This is a genomic window from Staphylococcus ureilyticus (genome assembly GCF_025558845.1).
Taxonomy (GTDB): domain Bacteria; phylum Bacillota; class Bacilli; order Staphylococcales; family Staphylococcaceae; genus Staphylococcus; species Staphylococcus ureilyticus.
In genome coordinates, this window is the sequence record NZ_CP094825.1 from 1,228,969 (window position 1) to 1,247,960 (window position 18,992).

At 31.9% G+C, this 18,992-nt stretch carries 18 protein-coding genes and 1 other RNA gene; 2 read left to right on the forward strand and 17 right to left on the reverse strand.

Annotation, left to right across the window (positions count from 1 at the left end):
• Positions 1–115 precede the first annotated feature (115 nt).
• From MUA21_RS06015 to MUA21_RS06045, 7 genes are all read right to left on the reverse strand, one after another.
• Positions 116–751 carry an SDR family oxidoreductase gene (locus MUA21_RS06015; protein ID WP_107526187.1) on the reverse strand — a complete coding sequence of 212 codons (636 nt, stop codon included), beginning with the start codon at positions 749–751 and terminating at the stop codon, positions 116–118.
• A gap of 246 nt (positions 752–997) precedes the next feature.
• Positions 998–1,903, reverse strand: coding sequence for an EamA family transporter RarD (gene rarD, locus MUA21_RS06020; RefSeq protein ID WP_073342078.1), 906 nt, complete (start codon positions 1,901–1,903; stop codon positions 998–1,000).
• 32 nt (positions 1,904–1,935) lie between these two features.
• Positions 1,936–3,069, reverse strand: coding sequence for a THUMP domain-containing class I SAM-dependent RNA methyltransferase (locus MUA21_RS06025; RefSeq protein ID WP_107525895.1), 1,134 nt, complete (start codon positions 3,067–3,069; stop codon positions 1,936–1,938).
• 162 nt (positions 3,070–3,231) lie between these two features.
• Positions 3,232–3,605, reverse strand: an RNA gene (gene rnpB / locus MUA21_RS06030) — RNase P RNA component class B.
• Positions 3,606–3,741: 136 nt separating this feature from the next.
• Positions 3,742–4,092 (reverse strand): cell division regulator GpsB, encoded by a 351-nt coding sequence (gene gpsB, locus MUA21_RS06035; RefSeq protein ID WP_073342074.1) that lies wholly within the window; start codon positions 4,090–4,092, stop codon positions 3,742–3,744.
• Between the two features lie 12 nt (positions 4,093–4,104).
• On the reverse strand, positions 4,105–4,671 hold the full coding sequence (locus MUA21_RS06040) for an SLOG family protein (protein WP_073342072.1): 567 nt from the start codon (positions 4,669–4,671) through the stop codon (positions 4,105–4,107).
• Positions 4,668–5,006 (reverse strand): DUF1798 family protein, encoded by a 339-nt coding sequence (locus tag MUA21_RS06045; protein WP_262562171.1) that lies wholly within the window; start codon positions 5,004–5,006, stop codon positions 4,668–4,670. Before MUA21_RS06045 ends, MUA21_RS06040 begins: the two co-directional genes overlap by 4 nt.
• A 250-nt stretch (positions 5,007–5,256) precedes the next feature.
• Between MUA21_RS06045 and recU the strand changes: the two genes are divergently transcribed.
• Both recU and MUA21_RS06055 read left to right on the forward strand, forming a co-directional pair.
• Positions 5,257–5,883, forward strand: a complete 627-nt coding sequence (recU, locus tag MUA21_RS06050; RefSeq protein WP_046208244.1) for a Holliday junction resolvase RecU — start codon at positions 5,257–5,259, stop codon at positions 5,881–5,883.
• A complete protein-coding gene (locus MUA21_RS06055) occupies positions 5,880–8,117 on the forward strand; it encodes a transglycosylase domain-containing protein (RefSeq protein ID WP_262562173.1) in 2,238 nt (745 codons plus the stop codon). The genes recU and MUA21_RS06055 overlap by 4 nt, the downstream gene beginning before the upstream one ends.
• A 313-nt stretch (positions 8,118–8,430) precedes the next feature.
• Here the strand turns inward: MUA21_RS06055 and MUA21_RS06060 are convergent, their stop codons facing one another.
• The 10 genes from MUA21_RS06060 to MUA21_RS06105 form a co-directional block, all read right to left on the reverse strand.
• A complete protein-coding gene (locus MUA21_RS06060) occupies positions 8,431–8,766 on the reverse strand; it encodes a YpoC family protein (RefSeq protein ID WP_107525893.1) in 336 nt (111 codons plus the stop codon).
• 5 nt (positions 8,767–8,771) lie between these two features.
• Positions 8,772–9,431, reverse strand: coding sequence for an endonuclease III (gene nth, locus MUA21_RS06065; RefSeq protein WP_107525892.1), 660 nt, complete (start codon positions 9,429–9,431; stop codon positions 8,772–8,774).
• A complete protein-coding gene (locus MUA21_RS06070) occupies positions 9,421–10,095 on the reverse strand; it encodes a DnaD domain-containing protein (RefSeq protein WP_406992669.1) in 675 nt (224 codons plus the stop codon). The genes nth and MUA21_RS06070 overlap by 11 nt, the downstream gene beginning before the upstream one ends.
• Before the next feature lie 105 nt (positions 10,096–10,200).
• Positions 10,201–11,493, reverse strand: a complete 1,293-nt coding sequence (gene asnS, locus MUA21_RS06075; protein WP_262562176.1) for an asparagine--tRNA ligase — start codon at positions 11,491–11,493, stop codon at positions 10,201–10,203.
• A gap of 74 nt (positions 11,494–11,567) precedes the next feature.
• Complete coding sequence (locus tag MUA21_RS06080) at positions 11,568–14,285, reverse strand: helicase C-terminal domain-containing protein (RefSeq protein WP_262562177.1); 2,718 nt, start codon at positions 14,283–14,285, stop codon at positions 11,568–11,570.
• Between the two features lie 25 nt (positions 14,286–14,310).
• On the reverse strand, positions 14,311–15,282 hold the full coding sequence (locus MUA21_RS06085) for a biotin--[acetyl-CoA-carboxylase] ligase (RefSeq protein ID WP_064208944.1): 972 nt from the start codon (positions 15,280–15,282) through the stop codon (positions 14,311–14,313).
• Positions 15,266–16,474: a CCA tRNA nucleotidyltransferase gene (locus MUA21_RS06090; RefSeq protein WP_107525889.1), complete on the reverse strand. Its 1,209-nt coding sequence runs from the start codon at positions 16,472–16,474 to the stop codon at positions 15,266–15,268. Before MUA21_RS06090 ends, MUA21_RS06085 begins: the two co-directional genes overlap by 17 nt.
• Positions 16,467–17,615 carry an N-acetyl-alpha-D-glucosaminyl L-malate synthase BshA gene (bshA, locus tag MUA21_RS06095; RefSeq protein WP_064208942.1) on the reverse strand — a complete coding sequence of 383 codons (1,149 nt, stop codon included), beginning with the start codon at positions 17,613–17,615 and terminating at the stop codon, positions 16,467–16,469. Before bshA ends, MUA21_RS06090 begins: the two co-directional genes overlap by 8 nt.
• Before the next feature lie 32 nt (positions 17,616–17,647).
• Positions 17,648–17,965 carry a nucleotide pyrophosphohydrolase gene (locus MUA21_RS06100; protein ID WP_019468926.1) on the reverse strand — a complete coding sequence of 106 codons (318 nt, stop codon included), beginning with the start codon at positions 17,963–17,965 and terminating at the stop codon, positions 17,648–17,650.
• Positions 17,966–18,296: 331 nt separating this feature from the next.
• Positions 18,297–18,992, reverse strand: a complete 696-nt coding sequence (locus MUA21_RS06105) for a zinc metallopeptidase (RefSeq protein ID WP_046208235.1) — start codon at positions 18,990–18,992, stop codon at positions 18,297–18,299.

Below are 18,992 nucleotides of genomic sequence, written 5' to 3' on the forward strand. Positions count from 1 at the left end.
AATGTAAAAAGTATTTTCCACTTATTGAATGTGACTTAATTTAAAATTAAAAATACCACCTTAACTGGTGGTATTCGCAATCATTAATAAATTAGTCGATTTTTTAATTTTATTTTTATTTCCATCTTGGCTTATTAAAATCAGTATTAGGTTTGTTAATACCAATGTTCTCTTTTAAATACAGCTCAGGGTTTTTTGCAATTTGGACTGCAACAGCAGCAACACTTTTTCTGGAAACTTCTGTTCCCTTAAATAATTCATTTTTATGAGTAATCTCATAATCAATTTCGTTAATATCTGATAACCATGCAGGTCTTAAAATAGTATAATCGAGGTTTGAACTTTCAATGATATCAGCTGCTTGTTTATAAATAGGTAAGTGATTATGGATTTGTTCATTTACCCATTCACCAAATTCACCTGGTACTTCATTGTAAATGCCAAGAGCCGCTACAAATATTAAACGATCAACACGATTTTGTTCCATAGCTTTAACAATAGTACTTGCTTCTTTATCTAATTCACCAGAAAGGCTAGCAAATACAATATCTACATCTTCCATTGCACTGTTAACATCTTCGAAGTTTGTAGCATCTCCTTCACGAACACGGATGCGATCTGATGCATAATCAGGTAATCTGTTCGCGTCTCTTAAAAATAATCTCAGCGTATATGAGGTGTTTTCTAAAAAAGAATTAATAGCTGCTTTAGAAATAGCTCCATTTGCCCCTAATATTAATACTCTCGTCATATAATCACTCCATTAAAATATATGATTAAAAATAATAGTGTATATAATAAATTTTCGATTGGTTCACTTTTTATCTAATTTTACAATACTACAAATGCATAATTTATACTAATGATATATTTGCGACATTGAATATAATAAAATGACCGATTTGATATGTAAACATGTTTTGAGCAATTTCAAAACACAATAAAAATCGTAAAGATAACTTATATAAAGTTACCTTTACGGAATTGAAAATATCATTTAGTGAATGACAGGGTTATTATTCTTTTTAATTTTTACATATTGTGAAATACTATAAATTACAATGCCAATCCAAATAAAAATAAATGTAATAAATTGATCGATGCTAAAAGGTTCTTTGAATAAGAAAATACCTAAAACAAACATAATTGTCGGTCCGATATATTGTATAAAACCAGTCAGTGATAGCGGAATTCTACGGGCGCCAGCTGAGAAAAGTATTAGTGGAATTGCCGTTACAGCTCCTGAGAAAATTAACCAGAAAGATGAGGTATTATAGCCAAACGTTAAACTACCTTGTTGCCATATGTACCATAGGTATATAATGCCTGCTGGTGCAGTAACAATGCATTCTATTGTAATACTACTGATTGCATCAATCGGTACGATTTTTTTAATCAAACCATAAATACCAAATGAACATGCTAGTAGTAACGAAATACTAGGGAATACACCGACTCTTATAGTCATATACAAAACACCGATAACTGCAAATCCAATGGCAATCCATTCTAATTTATTAAATCGCTCTTTAAGAAAAATTAACGCTAATAGAATACTTACGAGTGGATTAATGTAGTAGCCTAAACTGGATTGCAATACGTGGCCGTTCGTAACAGCCCATATAAAAGTGCCCCAATTAATTGTTATTACATAACCAGCAGCTATAATAGCAATGAGTTGTATAGGATTTGCTATGAGCTGTTGTAAATCACGTTTAAATGGTGCTGTATTGTTAGTGACGACTACCACTATTAACATAAATATCATTGAAAGTATAATTCTAAAAGCTAATATTTCAAAAGCACCAATATCTTCTATTAAATCCCAATATATAGGTAAAATCCCCCATAAAATATATGCACCAAAAGCAAAAAATATGCCTTTTTTAAACTCGTTATTCATTTGTCACACCTCTTTTTGATTGCTCATGCAGTCTATTTTTTAGGTTTTTTATTCCCCCAGTATTGATAGTAAGTACACTCGATATAACCATTAAATAACTTTCGTCTTTTGGTTGCTTTTTGATTAACTAAAAATTCAAATTCATTATTACTTGTTAAAATATAAGTTGATAAGTAAGGATGCTCCTGCATTAATTGGCCGATATAACGATACATTTCTTCCACTTCTGCTCTATCGCCAATGCGTTCACCATAAGGTGGATTGCCAATCATTGCAACTGGTGCTGCCGACTCAATTGATAAAGTGTTAACATCTTGAACTTTAAAGTTAATAATGTCTGATAAGCCAACCTCTTCAGCATTTCTACGTGCTATTTCTATCATTTCTGGGTCAATATCTGATGCATATATCTCTAAAGGTCTATCATAATTAGCTTGTTGATCAGCTTCATCTCTCAATTCATCATATAATCTATCAGGCATAATATCCCATGTTTCTGAAACGAAATCTCGATTAAAACCGGGTGCAATATTTTGAGCAATTAAACATGCCTCAATCGCAATCGTGCCAGAACCACAAAATGGATCAATCAATGGTGTATTACCTGTCCAATTTGCTAATTTAATTAAACTAGCAGCAAGTGTTTCCTTTATAGGTGCTTCACCTTGAGCTAGTCTATAACCACGTTTGTTAAGTCCTGATCCAGAAGTATCTATTGTCAGTAGTGCTTTATCCTTTAATAGAGCTACTTCCACTGGATATTTAGCTCCCGATTCATCTAGCCACCCTTTTTCTTTATAAGCAGATTTTAAACGCTCTACAATTGCTTTTTTAACGATCGCTTGGCAATCTGGCACACTATACAAAGTAGATTTTACACTACGACCTTGTACTGGAAAATTTCCTTCTTTTTCGATGATTGTTTCCCAAGGGAGTTCTTTTGTCTTTTCAAATAATTCATCAAATGTTTTTGCATTAAATTGGCCAACAACAATCTTTATTCTATCAGCAGTTCTTAACCATAAATTACATTTAACTATTGCTGCTTCATCACCTTCGAAAAAGATTTTGCCGTTCTCTACTGTTGTTGTATAACCAAGTTCTTGAATTTCCTTAGAAACAACTGCTTCTAACCCCATTGGGCACACAGCTAATAATTGATACATTGTTTTGCTCCTTTTTTAAGTGGATTTAATTTTATTTTATCAAAAGTTATTTTAAATAGATATGACCTTACTTCTGTTCTGGATTATATTAAGGCATTATGTGAATTTTAAACATTAAAAAAGCTCTCCTAATTGGGAGAGCTTGGGGTCTAGTAATGATGTTTCTATAAGCCATGTTTTGTACCTTTGTACTGCCAACGTGTACTAGTTACACTCGTACGCTGGTGGTAACCATCTGTCTACATACTTTTAAAGTATGCCTTATTTATACGTTGAATTCCGTTAAATAAGTGCTCCTACCTAATTTGGATTGCTCACTCGAGGGGTTTACCGCGTTCCACCTTTTATATTTCTATAAAAGCTACGTCACTGTGGCACTTTCAAACTATTTTAACCGTATCTAAAGACTTAGGTTATTTCGTTGCCGTCAACTTAATGCCTTGACTTATTGTTTCATCAAGCACGAACACTACAATCATCTCAGATTGTGTGAGCATGGACTTTCCTCTATATCGCTATAGCGATTACCCAAAACACCATCTTTAAGAGTATATCACTTTTCAAAGATCAGAACAAATAAAAATAAGATAAGTTTTGAGAAAAACAAAACTTATCTTTATGTACGCAATTATAACTACTTGAACATCGTATTTGTTATGATTGCTCGTTTTATTATTTACCAAAAACTGCTTTTTCTAAGTTTGAAATTCTTTTTAGTATATCGACGTTGTTATTATTATTAGTATTGCTTGCAGCATTCCCATTTGCTGAAAAGTTTTTGTTTTCTTGTGGTCTTGAAGTAGCCACACGCAATCTCAATTCTTCTAGTTCTTTTTTTAGTTTATTGTTTTCTTCGGAAAGTTTAACAACTTCATTATCTAAATCTGCCATCTTTTGATAATCTGCTATGATGTCGTCTAAGAAAGCATCCACTTCTTCCCTTCTATAACCACGTGTCATAGTTTTTTCAAAATCTTTTTCATAAATATCTTTAGCTGATAGTTTTAATGAAACATCTGACATATTTTTTCCACCTCATTCGAAACTTTGTTCTTGAGACCACTGCAAATCGTTGATAAATTCTGTTAATTCATCAAACGAAACAATGTCACAAGTATAATTTGTTTTTTCCATAAAATCAACTAACATTTGCTTAAAGTATTTTGGACTAGCTTCTTGTTCTTCATCATATATTAGTAATGATTGGTCTGTATGGTCGAGCATAAATTGATCTGTTTGTTTAAATTGGTGTGGTCCTACATATGATGTATGAAATACACTATCTACAAAATCAGCATGCTGTACAATGTGATTATATTTTGCTTGATTCTGTTCATTCCATCTATCGGTGTGGCCATAAAATGGTGTAACGACACCAAGTTTAAGATCAGGATACGTTTCTTTTAAATCAATTACTACTTCAGCAGTCCATAATTCTATACCCATCTGTCCTTGTATTAATACCCATTCAAGTCCTTCTTCAATCAATGATTTTAATTTATGTGCTATAAATTTTTTTAAATATGAAACTTCAGGTGCGTCATCTTTAAAGATATTAAGTTCAAATGACTTGTAGCCAGTCACATAAATTGTCTTTATCATAATTTAGCATCACTTCTTTGTATATAACTTAAATCGTATTGTACTGCCTTGACTTTTTCTGTAAATAATTTTCGGCTAGTTCTTTTAAAATGACATTCAACGGACAGTGATTCAATATTTGAAATAAGTAAATCAAATTTTTTCTTATTCATATAGGATAATCTTAGTATTTTATGTTCGAAGGTGCTAAATGTTTCTAACAGATTATCTATGTGACTCGTAAATGGAACAACATCTTTGTAAAAGTCATAATCTATATCTTTCGATTTGACTGTTTCGTATCTATTTTGCATCTTTTGTACATCATTTAAGAGTTGTGTAATTAATTGTTGCATGAAGTTTCCTCCTACATATTAAATTTACCACAAATGAATTTGATATTCATTTGAGAAACAACGAACTTACATTTATGTCATATTATAGGCATATTTATAGGGAAATATTGTTTAATTGAGAAAAGCACGTTAAAATAAATATTGATGTATGTACAGATACATTGCTTTATATTTCATAGTTTGGAAAAAATGACTGTTTTCATGTATAATGGAAAAAGTTTTTGAAACCAAATTAAAGTGGTGAAAAACAATGAATTATCCAAATGGGAAACCATTTTACGGAAATAAGTCTCAAGTCGGACGAACTTATAAGGATGATAAGAGTAAAATAAATTATGGTGGCAGAGGAATGTCACTTGAGAGCGATATTGAATTATCTAATACGCACTATTTGAAACTTGGGCAAGCTGTTATACATAAAAAGCCCACCCCCGTTCAAATAGTTAACGTTCATTATCCTATGAGAAGTAAGGCGGTAATTAATGAGGCTTATTTCCGAACGCCTTCGACTACTGATTACAATGGTATTTATAAAGGGCACTATTTAGATTTTGAAGCGAAAGAAACTAAAAATAAAACTTCATTTCCATTGAATAATATGCATGAGCACCAAGTGATACACATGGATGCTTGTTATGATCAAGGAGGTATTGTTTTTTTATTAATTCGCTTTAAATTATTAGATGAAGTTTATTTATTGCCTTATTGCAAATTTAAATATTATTGGCATCGGTACAAAAAAGAAATTAAAAAGTCGATTACGGTTGAAGAAATTAGAAAAAATGGTTACTATATTCCTTATCAGTATCAACCAAGATTGAATTACCTCAAAGCAGTTGATAAGTTGATATTAGATGAAAGTGAGGACCGCGTATGACGGAGAAAAAAAGGACTTCTGATTCAAAAAAGAATGATAAGTCCGGAGAAAAAAAGAATAGGAATATAAAAAGAACGATTATTAAGATAATCGGATTTCTCATCATAGCCTTCATTGTTCTAGCATTAATCGGTATTTTGTTATTTGCATATTATGCTTGGAAAGCACCAGCATTTACAGAATCAAAATTACAAGATCCAATTCCTGCTAAAATATATGATAAAGATGGCGATTTGATTAAAACGATTGATAATGGGCAAAGACGCGAACATGTTGATTTAGATGAAGTACCTAAAAACATGAAGGCAGCTGTCTTGGCTACAGAAGATAATCGTTTCTATGACCATGGTGCACTTGACTATAAACGTTTGTTTGGTGCAGTGGCTAAAAACTTTACGGGAGGATTTGGTTCACAAGGTGCATCGACATTGACGCAACAGGTAGTTAAACGTTCATTTTTAACGGATCAAAAATCAATTGCCCGTAAAGCACAAGAAGCTTATCTATCATATAGACTTGAACAAGAATATAGTAAAGATGAAATATTTGAGATGTATTTAAATAAAATTTACTATTCTGACAGTGTTTATGGTGTGAAGGCTGCAGCTAAATATTATTTTGATAAAGATTTAAAAGATTTAAATTTAGCTGAATCGGCTTATCTTGCTGGTTTACCACAAGTTCCGAATACTTATAATATTTATGATCATCCAAAAGAAGCAGAATCACGTAAAGATACTGTTTTATACTTAATGGAATATCATAATCGTATTACTAAGAAGCAAAAAGAAGAAGCACAAAATACATCATTAGAAGATAATCTAGTAAAACGTGATTCGGAAGAACGTCAAGTTAGTGATAAAAGTTCAAATCCTGAATACGATTCTTATGTTAACTTCGTAAAATCTGAATTAATGAATAATAAAGCATTCAAAGGTAAAGATTTAGGAGAAGTTCTTAACAGTGGTGTTAAAATCTACACAAATATGGACAAAGACGTACAACAAACGCTGCAAGATCGTGTAGATAATGGTGGTTACTATAAAAACGAAGACCAACAAGTTGGTGCTTCTATCGTAGACAGTGAATCTGGCGGATTAGTGGCAATATCAGGTGGTAGAAACTATAAAGATATTGTTGATAGAAACTTAGCTACAGATGCACACCCTACTGGTTCATCATTAAAACCATTCTTAGCTTATGGCCCTGCTATAGAAAATATGAATTGGGCTACGAACCACGCAATTCAGGATGAAGAAGCATATCAAGTTGATGGTGTTACATTTAGAAACTATGATACTAAAGGTCACGGCGAGGTTAAATTGTATGACGCTTTACGTCAAAGTTTCAACATTCCAGCATTAAAAGCATGGCAATCTTCAAAAGAGAACGCTGGAAATGACGCGCCAAAAGATTTCGCAAATAAAGTAGGCTTGGAATATGAAGGAGATATTGGACCTTCTGAAGTATTAGGTGGTTCATCATCAGAATTCTCTCCTACTCAATTAGCATCTGCTTTTGCATCAATTGCAAATGGTGGCGAATATAATAATGCACATTCTATTAAAAAAGTAGAAAAAGAAGATGGGGAAACAATTAATTACGATCATACAAGTAAGAAAGCAATGAAAGATTCCACTTCTTATATGCTAGCAGAAGTACTTAAAGGTACATTTGAAGCTTATGGTTCTGCATATGGCCACGGTATATCTGGTGTAAATGTTGCAGCAAAAACTGGTACAGGTACTTATGGTGATCAAACTTACCAACAATATGGTTTACCTGACGATGCTGCAAAAGATGTATGGATGAATGGTTTCACGCCAAAATACAGCATGTCTGTGTGGATGGGCTTCAAAGAAGTTAAACAAGGCGGCGTAAATTCATTTGTTGGTCATGACGAACAAGAATATCCACAATATTTATTCGAGGATGTAATGAGTAATATCTCACCAAGAGACGGCAAGGACTTTAGTAAACCTGACTCAGTAAATGGTGATAGTAAAGATAGCCTTTCTGTTGCAGGACATCCTGATGACAACACAACAAGTAATAAGCCTCGAGGACAAGGTGGAAGCAGTAGTAGTAGTAGTAGTAATAATAATAATAGCGGTGGTAGCAATAACAACAACAATAACAACAACAATAACAACAACAATAACAATAATGCATCATCAGCTAGCTCAAACGGTAATAATGCAAATAATTCTACTGGTTTATCAAGAGCACAATAATGTCCAAATAAATTTTTGAGCGAGTAACTAAGTGTTTAATAAACACTTGATTATCATCAATCTTTACTAACAAATAAACGCCAATTTCTATTGAAAATATATAGAAATTGGCGTTTTCTTTATTTTATAGAGTTTTCGTAACTAATTGAAGAATGATGGCTTTGTATGAGTGAGCAACTGACTATCAAGTATCGAGCTTCTGCTCATGCATAAAGCACCACTAACCCAACAAGTTGGGAAGTGTTTCAAAGGTTTACCTGAGCTTCCGCTCATGCATAAGTCCCACTAACCCAACAAGTTGGGAAGTGGGACTTTAAGGATTACCTTTGTTTTTTCTACGTATTTGATAGGATGCATTCATTTTTATTAATTCTGATTTGACTGTCTTCATTTGACTATAACCCATAAAATGGTATTTACGGGCAAGCATATATTGATAACGCTCTTTAAAATTCATTGGTACAACTGGATAATCGCTTAATTGTTCAAAATCAATCGTATGAATGTGATTGATTTGTTTAAAAAAAGTCTCAATCATATCAAAGTATTTATCAATTAATAACTTAGCTTCAGCAGAATTTAATTTCTTCTGTTTAGAAAATAAATCTATTTGTTCTTCTAATTGTTTAAACGCTTCTTTTGAAATCAATTGTGTCACACTTCTTTCAAACTGGCTTTATATCTTTTTTGCCCTTCCCTACATTCATTAAATAAGGGGCATATATCACATTTAGGGCTACGTGCTAAACAGTGATAGCGTCCGAAGAAAATAAGTTGATGATGTGTTTTATTCCAACGTTCTCTAGGTACGACTTTACACAATTTATCTTCTACTTGTCTAACATTATCTTTCCACCTACAAATGCCTAAACGTTTAGCTACACGTTCTACATGAGTATCTACTGCAAGTGAAGGCTCATTAAAAGCAACACTCATCACTACGTTTGCTGTTTTACGCCCCACTCCAGCTAGACTTTCAAGTTCGGCATGTGTTTGCGGAATCACCCCGTCGAATTTATTTAGTAATGACGCACATAATTTTTGAATGTTTTTAGCTTTATTTCTGTATAAACCAATGGTACGCAGATCATTTTCTAATTCTGATATATCTACATTTAGATAGTCTTCAGGTGTTTTGTATTTTTTGAAAAGGTCTTTAGTGAGTTTATTTACAGAAACATCTGTAGTTTGTGCTGATAATAGTACCGCAATTGTTAGTTCAAATGGGTTATCATGTACGAGTTCACATTCAGCGTTTGGGAACATATTAGCAATAACATCGATCATTTCTAAAGCTTTTTTATTACTTATCATCTTGATTCTCCTCATTTAGCCAATCAAATTTAGGCACTTTTTTAACAGTGTGTTTCATTTTAGGTTGGTTAAACTGTTGACTTATTTTTTTGGAATCCTCAATTGTTTTTACATTATTTTTTTTCCAATTTAATAAAATTCGATCAATGTATTTAAAACTCATTTTGTTCTGACTTTGCGCTTCATCCAATGCTGCTTGAATCACACTTAAGTCGTGTTTATCTATGTCTAACCATTGGTTTAATGTTTCGATTTCATACGGTGATAATGGTCTGCCAAAAGCTTGCTCAATCTGTTGGAAAAGTTTATTGAATTCAAGTTCAACTTGTTTTTGGTCACTATTATTATTAACGTGTTGCATAATATCATTTAGTTTATGATAGAACTGATCGAGATTCATATATTCAGTGAATTTACCTTCTTCGTCTTTGTTAACATTTAACTCTAATAAATCACGTTGAATAAGATTTTGTATAATAGCAGTAATTTCTCTAGAATCTAGTGATGTGCCTTTTTGTAAAGATTCAATGGATGGTTGTTTATTGGTCATTTCCGACGCATAAATTAATTTTATTAAGATAACTAATTCACGCTCATTGATACCTAATTCATTATAATGATCTAGTAATTCTTTGCGAATTACAACAGGTCTAGTTTTAAGCATATCGATATTCAAAAGCACCCCTCCTTATCATGTGTAAATATTATAAAAAAGTCCAGCCGTAAAATAGACTGGACGTAGTTTAGGTAGTTTCTTGTATTGATAATATTATGGATATAGTCGATTTAATAAACGAGGGAATGGTGCAGTTTCACGAACATGCTCTACACCTGATAGCCATGCGACTGTTCTTTCTAGACCTAAACCGAATCCACTGTGAGGTACACTACCATAACGACGTAAATCTAAATAGTAACTATAACTTTCAGGGTCTAATTCAAATTCATCGATACGTTGTTCTAATAATGCAAGGTCATTGATACGTTCAGAACCACCGATTATTTCTCCATATCCTTCGGGTGCTATTAAATCTGCACACAACACTGTATCCTCATTATCTGGATTTGGTTGCATATAGAAAGGTTTGATTTTTGTTGGATAATTTGTAATAAATACAGGTAAATCGTAATGATTTGCAATTGCAGTTTCATGAGGCGCTCCAAAGTCTTCTCCCCATTGGATATCATCAAAACCTTGTTCTTTCAAGAATTCAACTGCATCATCATATGTGATACGTGGGAAAGGCGTTGTAACTTTTTCAAGCTTTTCAGTGTCACGTTCTAAAATATTTAATTCTAATTTGCAATTTTCTAGTACTGATTTAACAACATGTGTCACATATTGTTCTTGAATTTCTAGGCTTTCGTTATGATCGCAAAACGCTTTTTCAGCTTCTATCATCCAAAATTCAATTAAATGACGGCGTGTTTTAGATTTTTCTGCACGGAATGTAGGTCCAAATGAAAATACTTTACCATGAGCCATTGCAGCTGCTTCTAAATAGAGTTGACCACTTTGAGATAAAAAAGCATCTTGATCAAAATATTTAGTATGGAATAGTTCACTTGTACCTTCTGGTGCACTAGCTGTTAAAATAGGTGGATCTATTTTGGTAAACCCAGTATTATTAAAGAATTCATATGTTGCACGAATAATTTCGTTTCTTATTTTCATAACTGCATGTTGTTTTTTTGAACGTAACCAAAGGTGACGATGATCCATTAAGAATTCTGTACCATGGTTTTTCGGTGTGATTGGGTAATCATGAGCTTCTGCAATGATTTCAATAGATTTTACTTGCATTTCATAACCTAAATCAGAACGATTATCTTCTGAAATGACGCCAGTAATATATAATGAAGTTTCTTGCGTAATATCTTTAGCTAACTGAAAAGTATCTTCATCTACATCAGCTTTTACTACGACGCCTTGCATAAAGCCAGTACCATCTCTTAACTGCAAGAATGCAATTTTACCACTTGAACGTTTATTCGTTAACCAAGCACCTATCGTCACTTCTTGGTTAATGTAATGTTTTGCTTCTTTTATCGTTGTTTTCATAACCAAACTCCTAATATTTTTGTAGTATTCTTTTATTAATCCTTATACATTTTAACAAAATCAAGGTACAACTTCTAGTTGCGCGTGTTACTTTTATGATGTATTGTCTCTTTTTTTATTTTTTTAAGTAAGCTTGAAAATTGTTTTATATCACCTTTTTTTTGACGATAACTTTCTAATGATTGTTCAAAGAATTGTTTGTAATTACTTTTAATTAAACGATCATCAAATGATACGATGATACCTTTATCTTGCTCACTTCTAATAAGTCTGCCTAGTCCTTGTCTGAAACGAGTAACAGCATCAGGTAAAACGAAATCTTTAAATGTGGAAGTGAATTCAGATTCCATTAACCAATATTTCGTATTGTTATGATTCATAAAAGGTAATTTTGTAATCATTACACACTTGATACCATTTGATTGGAAATCAAAACCTTCAAAGAATGTGCTAGTCCCTAATAGGATGGCTTTAGAAAAACTATTGAATTGCTGTACAATTTTATAGTTTTGATTTTGTTGTTGTGTGAGTATTACGTAATCCTCAAACTCAGGTAATTCATTCAAGAGTTCTTGTACCATATGCATCATCTTATAACTAGTGAATAGAATTAAACATTTTGATTCAATAACTGTTGTATATTCTATAACATAATTGACAATAGAGCTCACATAATCATCAATATTTTTATAATTATATGAAACGACATCATTTGGTATAAATACAGTTGTCTGGTTTGAAGATACTGTTGCAGTATCAAGCTCATAAGTATTGAAGATGATGTCCTTATTAAACCATTGCTTGAAATTTTCAAATGAGTGATTAAAAGTTAAGGTACCTGAAATAAATGTTAGTGCATTAAATTTATCTAACACTTGTTTTGTTAATATTTCTTTCACATCATAATCTTTCACATTTAATTTGATTGTAGATTTTTGGTTAATGTTTTTAATGGATAAATAACTAGTATGATTATTTTTTAAACTAGTTTCAATTGCTCTAAATTTATCATTAATATAAAGTAATTGTTTTCTTACTGTTTTAATTGTTTTATGGCTCATGCCGTTAAAGAATTCTAAGGTCATATTTAATTTATGAATGATGACATGCAAATCATTTAAAATCGGCGTTACATCAAAATGATATACAAAATGAACTTTATGCACTTCATCATCATGTATTTCTGATTGTTGGATGCTATCAAACATCGTACTAAACAATTGTTCGTTTAAATCATGTATTTCATTGATATTTGTTTTAAGGCCAAAAACATCGATTGGTGGTATATCTAATTTTTCAAGTATACGTTGTTGTTCTATATGGTCGATAGCGGCAAGTAGTTTATCGTTTTCAGTTTTACCAATTAGGCCTAATTGGTATTTGACATCAGAATAGCTTAATTCATTCGTAACTTGGTTTAATGCGTAATCAGGTAACCTATGGGCTTCGTCAATGATACAATCATCAAATAGTTGATAAATTGTATTGTCATGTGAAGCATGTATTAAATGAGCGTGATTTGTTATACCAATTTGTATATTTTTTGCGTTGCGCTTAATAAAATTAAAATAATTAATGTCATTACGCACTGGAACATAAGTTTCTAACTTTTGTTCATAATACATTTTTTGTCCGCCTTTTAAATCTAACTCTTGTATATCTCCAGTATGTGTTTCTGTAATCCAGATCAATAATTGCATTTTCAAAATGCTAACTTCGTAATTATTAGATTCATCTTTTAAGATTTGACTGATTAATCCTAACGAAATATAATCTCGTTTACTTTTGATTAAAGATGCATTTATTTTAAAATTCAATGCTGATTTTAATGCAGGTATATCTTTTTCCAACAACTGATTTTGTAATAATTTTGTATTTGTAGAAATCATTACATGTTTTCCTGTTTGTATGTTATACATTAGTGAAGCTAATAAATATGAAAATGATTTACCACTCCCTAAAGGCGCTTCAATCATAGCTTTCTCACTATGCATCAACTGTTCTAAGATAATTTCAGCTAAATATAATTGTTGAGGTCTATATGTTAAATTTAATTTTTCAGTAATGTCTGTATAAAGGTCTTTTAAAGTTCCGTCAAAGTTTACTGTGGGCGCTTTAAAATCTCTTTGCTTTTTATAAATAATCTGTTCAAATTGTTCGAAGTCTTCACTTAGTCGTTTATGGTTATGGTTTCGAGCCATTTCAAAAAGAATATCATGTAAATCATATTTTAAATTTTTACTTAAATAATAAAGTTGTTTTAAAGTATCTAAATGTAGTGCTTCGAATTTATTGAAAGCAAGTATCATAAGTTGTGCAGTCGTTGCAGCATCTTCATCTGCACGGTGGGCATTATTTAACGTAATACCATGTGCTTCTGCTAATTCACTTAATTGATAACTTTTATCTGTTGGGAAAGCAACTTTAAACAATTCTAATGTATCTAATACTTTTTTGGGTCTATATCTGATATTACATTTTTTAAATGATTTTTTTATGAAATTTAAATCAAAAGTTACATTATGTGCGACAAAGATACAGCCTTCAAGTTGTTTGTATATATCGTCAGCAATTTCATGGAAATATGGTGATTGCTTTAGCATTTCATCTTCAATTGAGGTTAATGCTTGAATAAAAGGAGGAATTTCTAAATCTGTTTTTACCATAGAGTGATAGGTGCCAATTATTTTATTATCGCGGACGAAAGTAATACCAATTTGAATAATTTCATCGTAGTCTAATTGGTTGCCTGTTGTTTCTAAATCAACAACAGCGTAGCAAGGCTGTGTCATTTTCATTCCTCCTTTTCTTATAAATTTATAGTTCTATATCTGCACTCATGAGTTTGTGTTGTGTCTGTTGCTCATCAATGACAATTAGATAACCATGCTCATCAATATCTATAGCTTCACCTTGAAATTGTTGACCATTTTCAGTGAATTTTAAAGTTCTATTCCAAATATTTGAAGCTTCAATGTATTCATGTCGTATCGTGGAAAACGGCTGGCTTAAAAATTGATGGTAACGTTTTTCAATCTGATTTATTAATTGCTCTAATAAATGATAACGATGTATTTTTTGGTTAGCATGTATTCTCAAGCTCGTGGCCTTTGATTGCAACTCACCATGAAAATCTTCAGGCAAGTGATTCATATTTATGCCAATACCGCATATCACCGCTTCTATACCATCACTATTAGCTACCATTTCAGTCAAAAATCCACAAGCTTTTTTTCCATCAATATAGATATCGTTTGGCCATTTAATCGTTACTTTCTCATTACTAAATTGTTGCATTGTATCTCTGATACCTAATGCCATAAACAAGTTAAACTTTGTTATCATTTCAAATGGGACATTTGGACGTAACACAAGAGACATCCATAATCCTTTGCCACGTGATGAATCCCATGGTCTATTGAAGCGCCCTTTTCCTTTCGTTTGCTCATCACTTAAAATTAAAAAGGTGTTTGAGTTTCCAACTAATTTTTGTTTTGCGAGTAACTGTGTGGAATCAACTTGCGCTTTGACCTCTACATGATCAAACATTTTTTGTTCATCGATTAAAGGTTCTACAATCCCACTATACCATTTATCAGGTAGTTCAATTAAGCGATGTCCTTTATGGTTAATTGATTCAATTTCACACCCTTCTTGCTTAAGTTGATCAATTACTTTTTTGACTGCTGTTCGAGAAATTGAAAGATGTTCTGCAATAAACTGTCCAGAAATATATTCTGACTGGTTTGTATATAAGATTTGAATAACATCTTTACTGTATTTCGACATGTGATTTCACCCACCTAATGATTTCTGGTTTAATATTTTGAACATCTCTATTGATAATAGCAATCTCAATATCTCTCAATAGTGTTTTTAGCCAAGGACCGCTTTGCTTATTAACTGCCTCAAGGATATCTTTACCATTAATATCAATATCCTTTCTTGAGTGAATAGGTAACTTTTTAGATTCTTCTTTTACAGATTGTATATTTATAATAAGCGGTGAAAAAGAAGGTAAATGGTTTTTAATATGTAAATCTATGAAATTTAATATTAATAGTATATCTTGTTCACCATAATCATAAAGAAGTATTTTAAAGTCTGATTTAGATTTAATATTGGGTAATTGATTAAGTAGCCGTTCTAATTTACCTATATACTTTTTTTCATTATTACTAATTTTTAAATCATTAAGAGTACCATTTACTAAAGGTTGTTGTGCTTTCAATAAAGCTACAAATAAAGTGAACGGAATGGCTTCATCTAAAATAAAATCATTTAGTTTATAATGTTTGAAAAAAGGAATGTAATTAAATGCATTCAAGTACTGTAAGTTTTCAAAACTATGGGCTACATACTTACCAGAAGTGAGTTTTTTTAGTTCAACCACAATTCGTTCAATTGATAAATATTTAATATCATGGATATGTGATTTCATACCATAAAAAGTTTCATTTTCTAATGCAAATCCTAATTGTGCTTGAAAACGTAGACCTCGAATAATCCTTAACGCGTCTTCGTTAAAACGTTCATGCGCATTGCCTACGGTTCTAATTATGTGATTTTCAATATCTTGTTGACCATTGAAGTAGTCGTGAATATGAAAATCGGCGTCCATAGCTATTGCATTCATTGTGAAATCACGTCTTTTAACATCCTCATATAATTCACGCACAAAAAAGACTTCGTTAGGTCTTCGATGATCATCATAATCACCTTCTGCACGAAATGTTGTTACTTCATAGTGTTCACCATTATAGATAACATTGACTGTGCCATGTTCTCTACCTATAGGAATTGTCTTTTCGAAAATAGCTTCTACTTCTTCAGGCGTCGCACTCGTAGTAATATCAATATCGTGTATTGTTTTATGCATTAGATAATCTCTCACAGAACCCCCAACAAAAAATGCTTGGTAATGGTTAGATTGTAAAGTTTTTAATATTGGTTTTGCTTGTTCGAATAATGTTTTAGTCATGATTACCCTCTAACATTTTTTTATAATAATATTCATATTGGTCTGCAATTAAATCTGAAGAAAAACGTTCAGCAACATCATCCAACATTTGCTGCTGCATTTTTTTATAAAGTTCATCATCTGTCAACAATTGTAACGCATACGTACTGGCTGTATCACTATCACCAATATTTACTATAAAACCTGTTTCGTTATGTTTAATTACTTCTTTGATACCTCCAGCAGTAGAGCCAATTGGAAGTACACCTGATTTCATTGCTTCTAACAATGTGAGACCAAAGCTTTCCTTCTCACTTAATAATAATACTAAATCTGATATTTGATAAAATTCACTCACCCAATTTTGTTTACCTAAAAATAACACAGCATCTTCAATGTCTAATTCACGTGCTTTTGCTTTCATATCCATTAATTGAGGTCCATCACCTAATAAAATAAGTTTTGATGGCAATTTTTGGTGTATCTTTGCGAAAGTTTCAATGACTGTATCAATTCGTTTGACAGCTCTAAAATTAGAAACGTGAATAATCACTTTTTCTTCAGGTTCTATCCCGTAACAAGCTTTTAATTTGATATCAGATTCAGTTGGCATTGAATGTTTTGTAGGGAATTCATTTTCTCTAACGAAATTATAAATTGGAATGATTGTTTTATCTGTTTCAATAATATCAGTCGTTTGTTCTGCAAGTGATTTACTGACGCTTGTCACTACATCGCTACCTTCTATACCAAATTTAATCGCATTTTTTAATGAGTGATCATATCCCAATACTGTAATATCAGTGCCATGTAGGGTAGTCATTATTTTAATGTCTTTACCAGACATGTGTTTTGCTAAGATACCGCAAACAGCATGCGGTACGGCATAATGCATATGTAATAAATCTAGGTCATACTCATTGATTACTTCAGCAATCTTGGTACTTAAGGTAATATCGTAAGGCGCATATTGGAATACAGCATATTGATTCACTTCAACTTGATGAAATGTAATATTAGGTAAAGGTTTTCTAATTCTAAAAGGTATATTCGATGTTATAAAATGGATATCATGTCCTCTTTCTGCTAATTTGATACCCAACTCAGTGGCGATAATTCCAGAACCACCCATAGAAGGGTAACATGTAATTCCTATTTTCATAGGTGGCACATCCTTTCTTAAACAATATCAATCTATTTTCTTTCAAAACGATTTTTATCTCGTGTATTAAACTTATCCATTGTTTCGTTAAAACTTTCAGTCATATCTATGTCTAAGGAATTAGCTATACATAGTAACACGAATAAATTATCTCCAAGTTCTGCCTTCACCGTGTTTGCAGCTTCACTATCTTTTTTCTTTTTTTCTCCATAAAAATGATTGATTTCTCTTGATAACTCTCCTACTTCTTCTGATAACCTTGCGAGATTTGCTAGAGGTGAAAAGTAGCCAGTTTTAAATTGGTTTATATAGTCATCTACTTCGATTTGCATGTCTTTCATCGATTTCATGATAAACGCCTCTCATTCTATCAGTTTCTTTTATAGTATAGACTAATTCTATGATTCATGCATTATTCCTGCAACCTTTATACACTATTCAATATGAATTAAGTACTTAAATTAAATGATAATATGATGTGCTGAGGTATAACAATAATAGATGTAAAGGAAGTCACCATCTTAAATCTATATTTTAAAAAATAATAATTGTATACATAAAAAAAGAGATTGGGCAAAATGATTGCCTCAACCTCTTATCCTAATTTTATCAACCAAAGCGTTGTGAAACAGTGAAATAAATTTAAATAATTTATATTTCTATCTCATTTGCATGGCTAAATTATTCACTTGATCTAGCAATTAAAATGAAACGTGCAAGTTCTGCTAATGCTACAGCAGTTGATGCAACATAAGTCATTGCAGCAGCCGATAATACTTTTTTTGCATGGCGATATTCTTTTTCATTAACAATATCTAAGCTTTTAATTTGTTTCATTGCTCTACTACTAGCATCAAATTCGACTGGCAAGGTAACAATTGAGAACAATACTGCGAATGACATTAACGCAATACCTATCCAAAGTGCAGTTGAACCCAATGTACTCTGTAAACTCGTTAACACAATACCAGCAAACACTGCCATGTAACCTAAAGAACTACCAATATTTGCTAAAGGTACTAATGAAGTTCTAAATCTTAAGAAGAAATATCCTTGGGCATGCTGTATAGCATGTCCTACTTCATGGGCTGCAATTGCTGTACCAGCAACTGAAGGTCTATTGAAGTTTGCTGGTGATAAGACAAGAACTTTTTTACTAGGATCATAGTGATCTGTTAGAAATCCTTTACCTTCGACAACATCTACATCATAAATTCCATTTGAATGGAGTATTTCAAGCGCTACTTCACGCCCTGTTTTCCCACTAGTTGATCTCACTTGAGAATACTTTTCATAGTTAGATTTAACCTTGTGTTGTGCCCATAGAGGCAGAACCATTAAAATAACAAAGTATATAATCATATAAATAAAAGACAA

Coding starts and splice junctions, on each gene's coding strand:
- bshA (WP_064208942.1), bottom strand. CDS start 17,615: ATGAAAATAGGAATTACATGTTACCCTTCTATGGGTGGTTCTGGAATT.
- gpsB (WP_073342074.1), bottom strand. CDS start 4,092: ATGTCAGATGTTTCATTAAAACTATCAGCTAAAGATATTTATGAAAAA.
- nth (WP_107525892.1), bottom strand. CDS start 9,431: ATGATAAGTAATAAAAAAGCTTTAGAAATGATCGATGTTATTGCTAAT.
- MUA21_RS06080 (WP_262562177.1), bottom strand. CDS start 14,285: ATGACACAGCCTTGCTACGCTGTTGTTGATTTAGAAACAACAGGCAAC.
- MUA21_RS06100 (WP_019468926.1), bottom strand. CDS start 17,965: ATGAAATCGATGAAAGACATGCAAATCGAAGTAGATGACTATATAAAC.
- MUA21_RS06015 (WP_107526187.1), bottom strand. CDS start 751: ATGACGAGAGTATTAATATTAGGGGCAAATGGAGCTATTTCTAAAGCA.
- MUA21_RS06045 (WP_262562171.1), bottom strand. CDS start 5,006: ATGCAACAATTAATTACACAACTCTTAAATGATGTACAAAAGATGCAA.
- MUA21_RS06090 (WP_107525889.1), bottom strand. CDS start 16,474: ATGACTAAAACATTATTCGAACAAGCAAAACCAATATTAAAAACTTTA.
- MUA21_RS06085 (WP_064208944.1), bottom strand. CDS start 15,282: ATGTCGAAATACAGTAAAGATGTTATTCAAATCTTATATACAAACCAG.
- rarD (WP_073342078.1), bottom strand. CDS start 1,903: ATGAATAACGAGTTTAAAAAAGGCATATTTTTTGCTTTTGGTGCATAT.
- MUA21_RS06025 (WP_107525895.1), bottom strand. CDS start 3,069: ATGTATCAATTATTAGCTGTGTGCCCAATGGGGTTAGAAGCAGTTGTT.
- recU (WP_046208244.1), top strand. CDS start 5,257: ATGAATTATCCAAATGGGAAACCATTTTACGGAAATAAGTCTCAAGTC.
- MUA21_RS06055 (WP_262562173.1), top strand. CDS start 5,880: ATGACGGAGAAAAAAAGGACTTCTGATTCAAAAAAGAATGATAAGTCC.
- MUA21_RS06070 (WP_406992669.1), bottom strand. CDS start 10,095: ATGCTTAAAACTAGACCTGTTGTAATTCGCAAAGAATTACTAGATCAT.
- MUA21_RS06040 (WP_073342072.1), bottom strand. CDS start 4,671: ATGATAAAGACAATTTATGTGACTGGCTACAAGTCATTTGAACTTAAT.
- asnS (WP_262562176.1), bottom strand. CDS start 11,493: ATGAAAACAACGATAAAAGAAGCAAAACATTACATTAACCAAGAAGTG.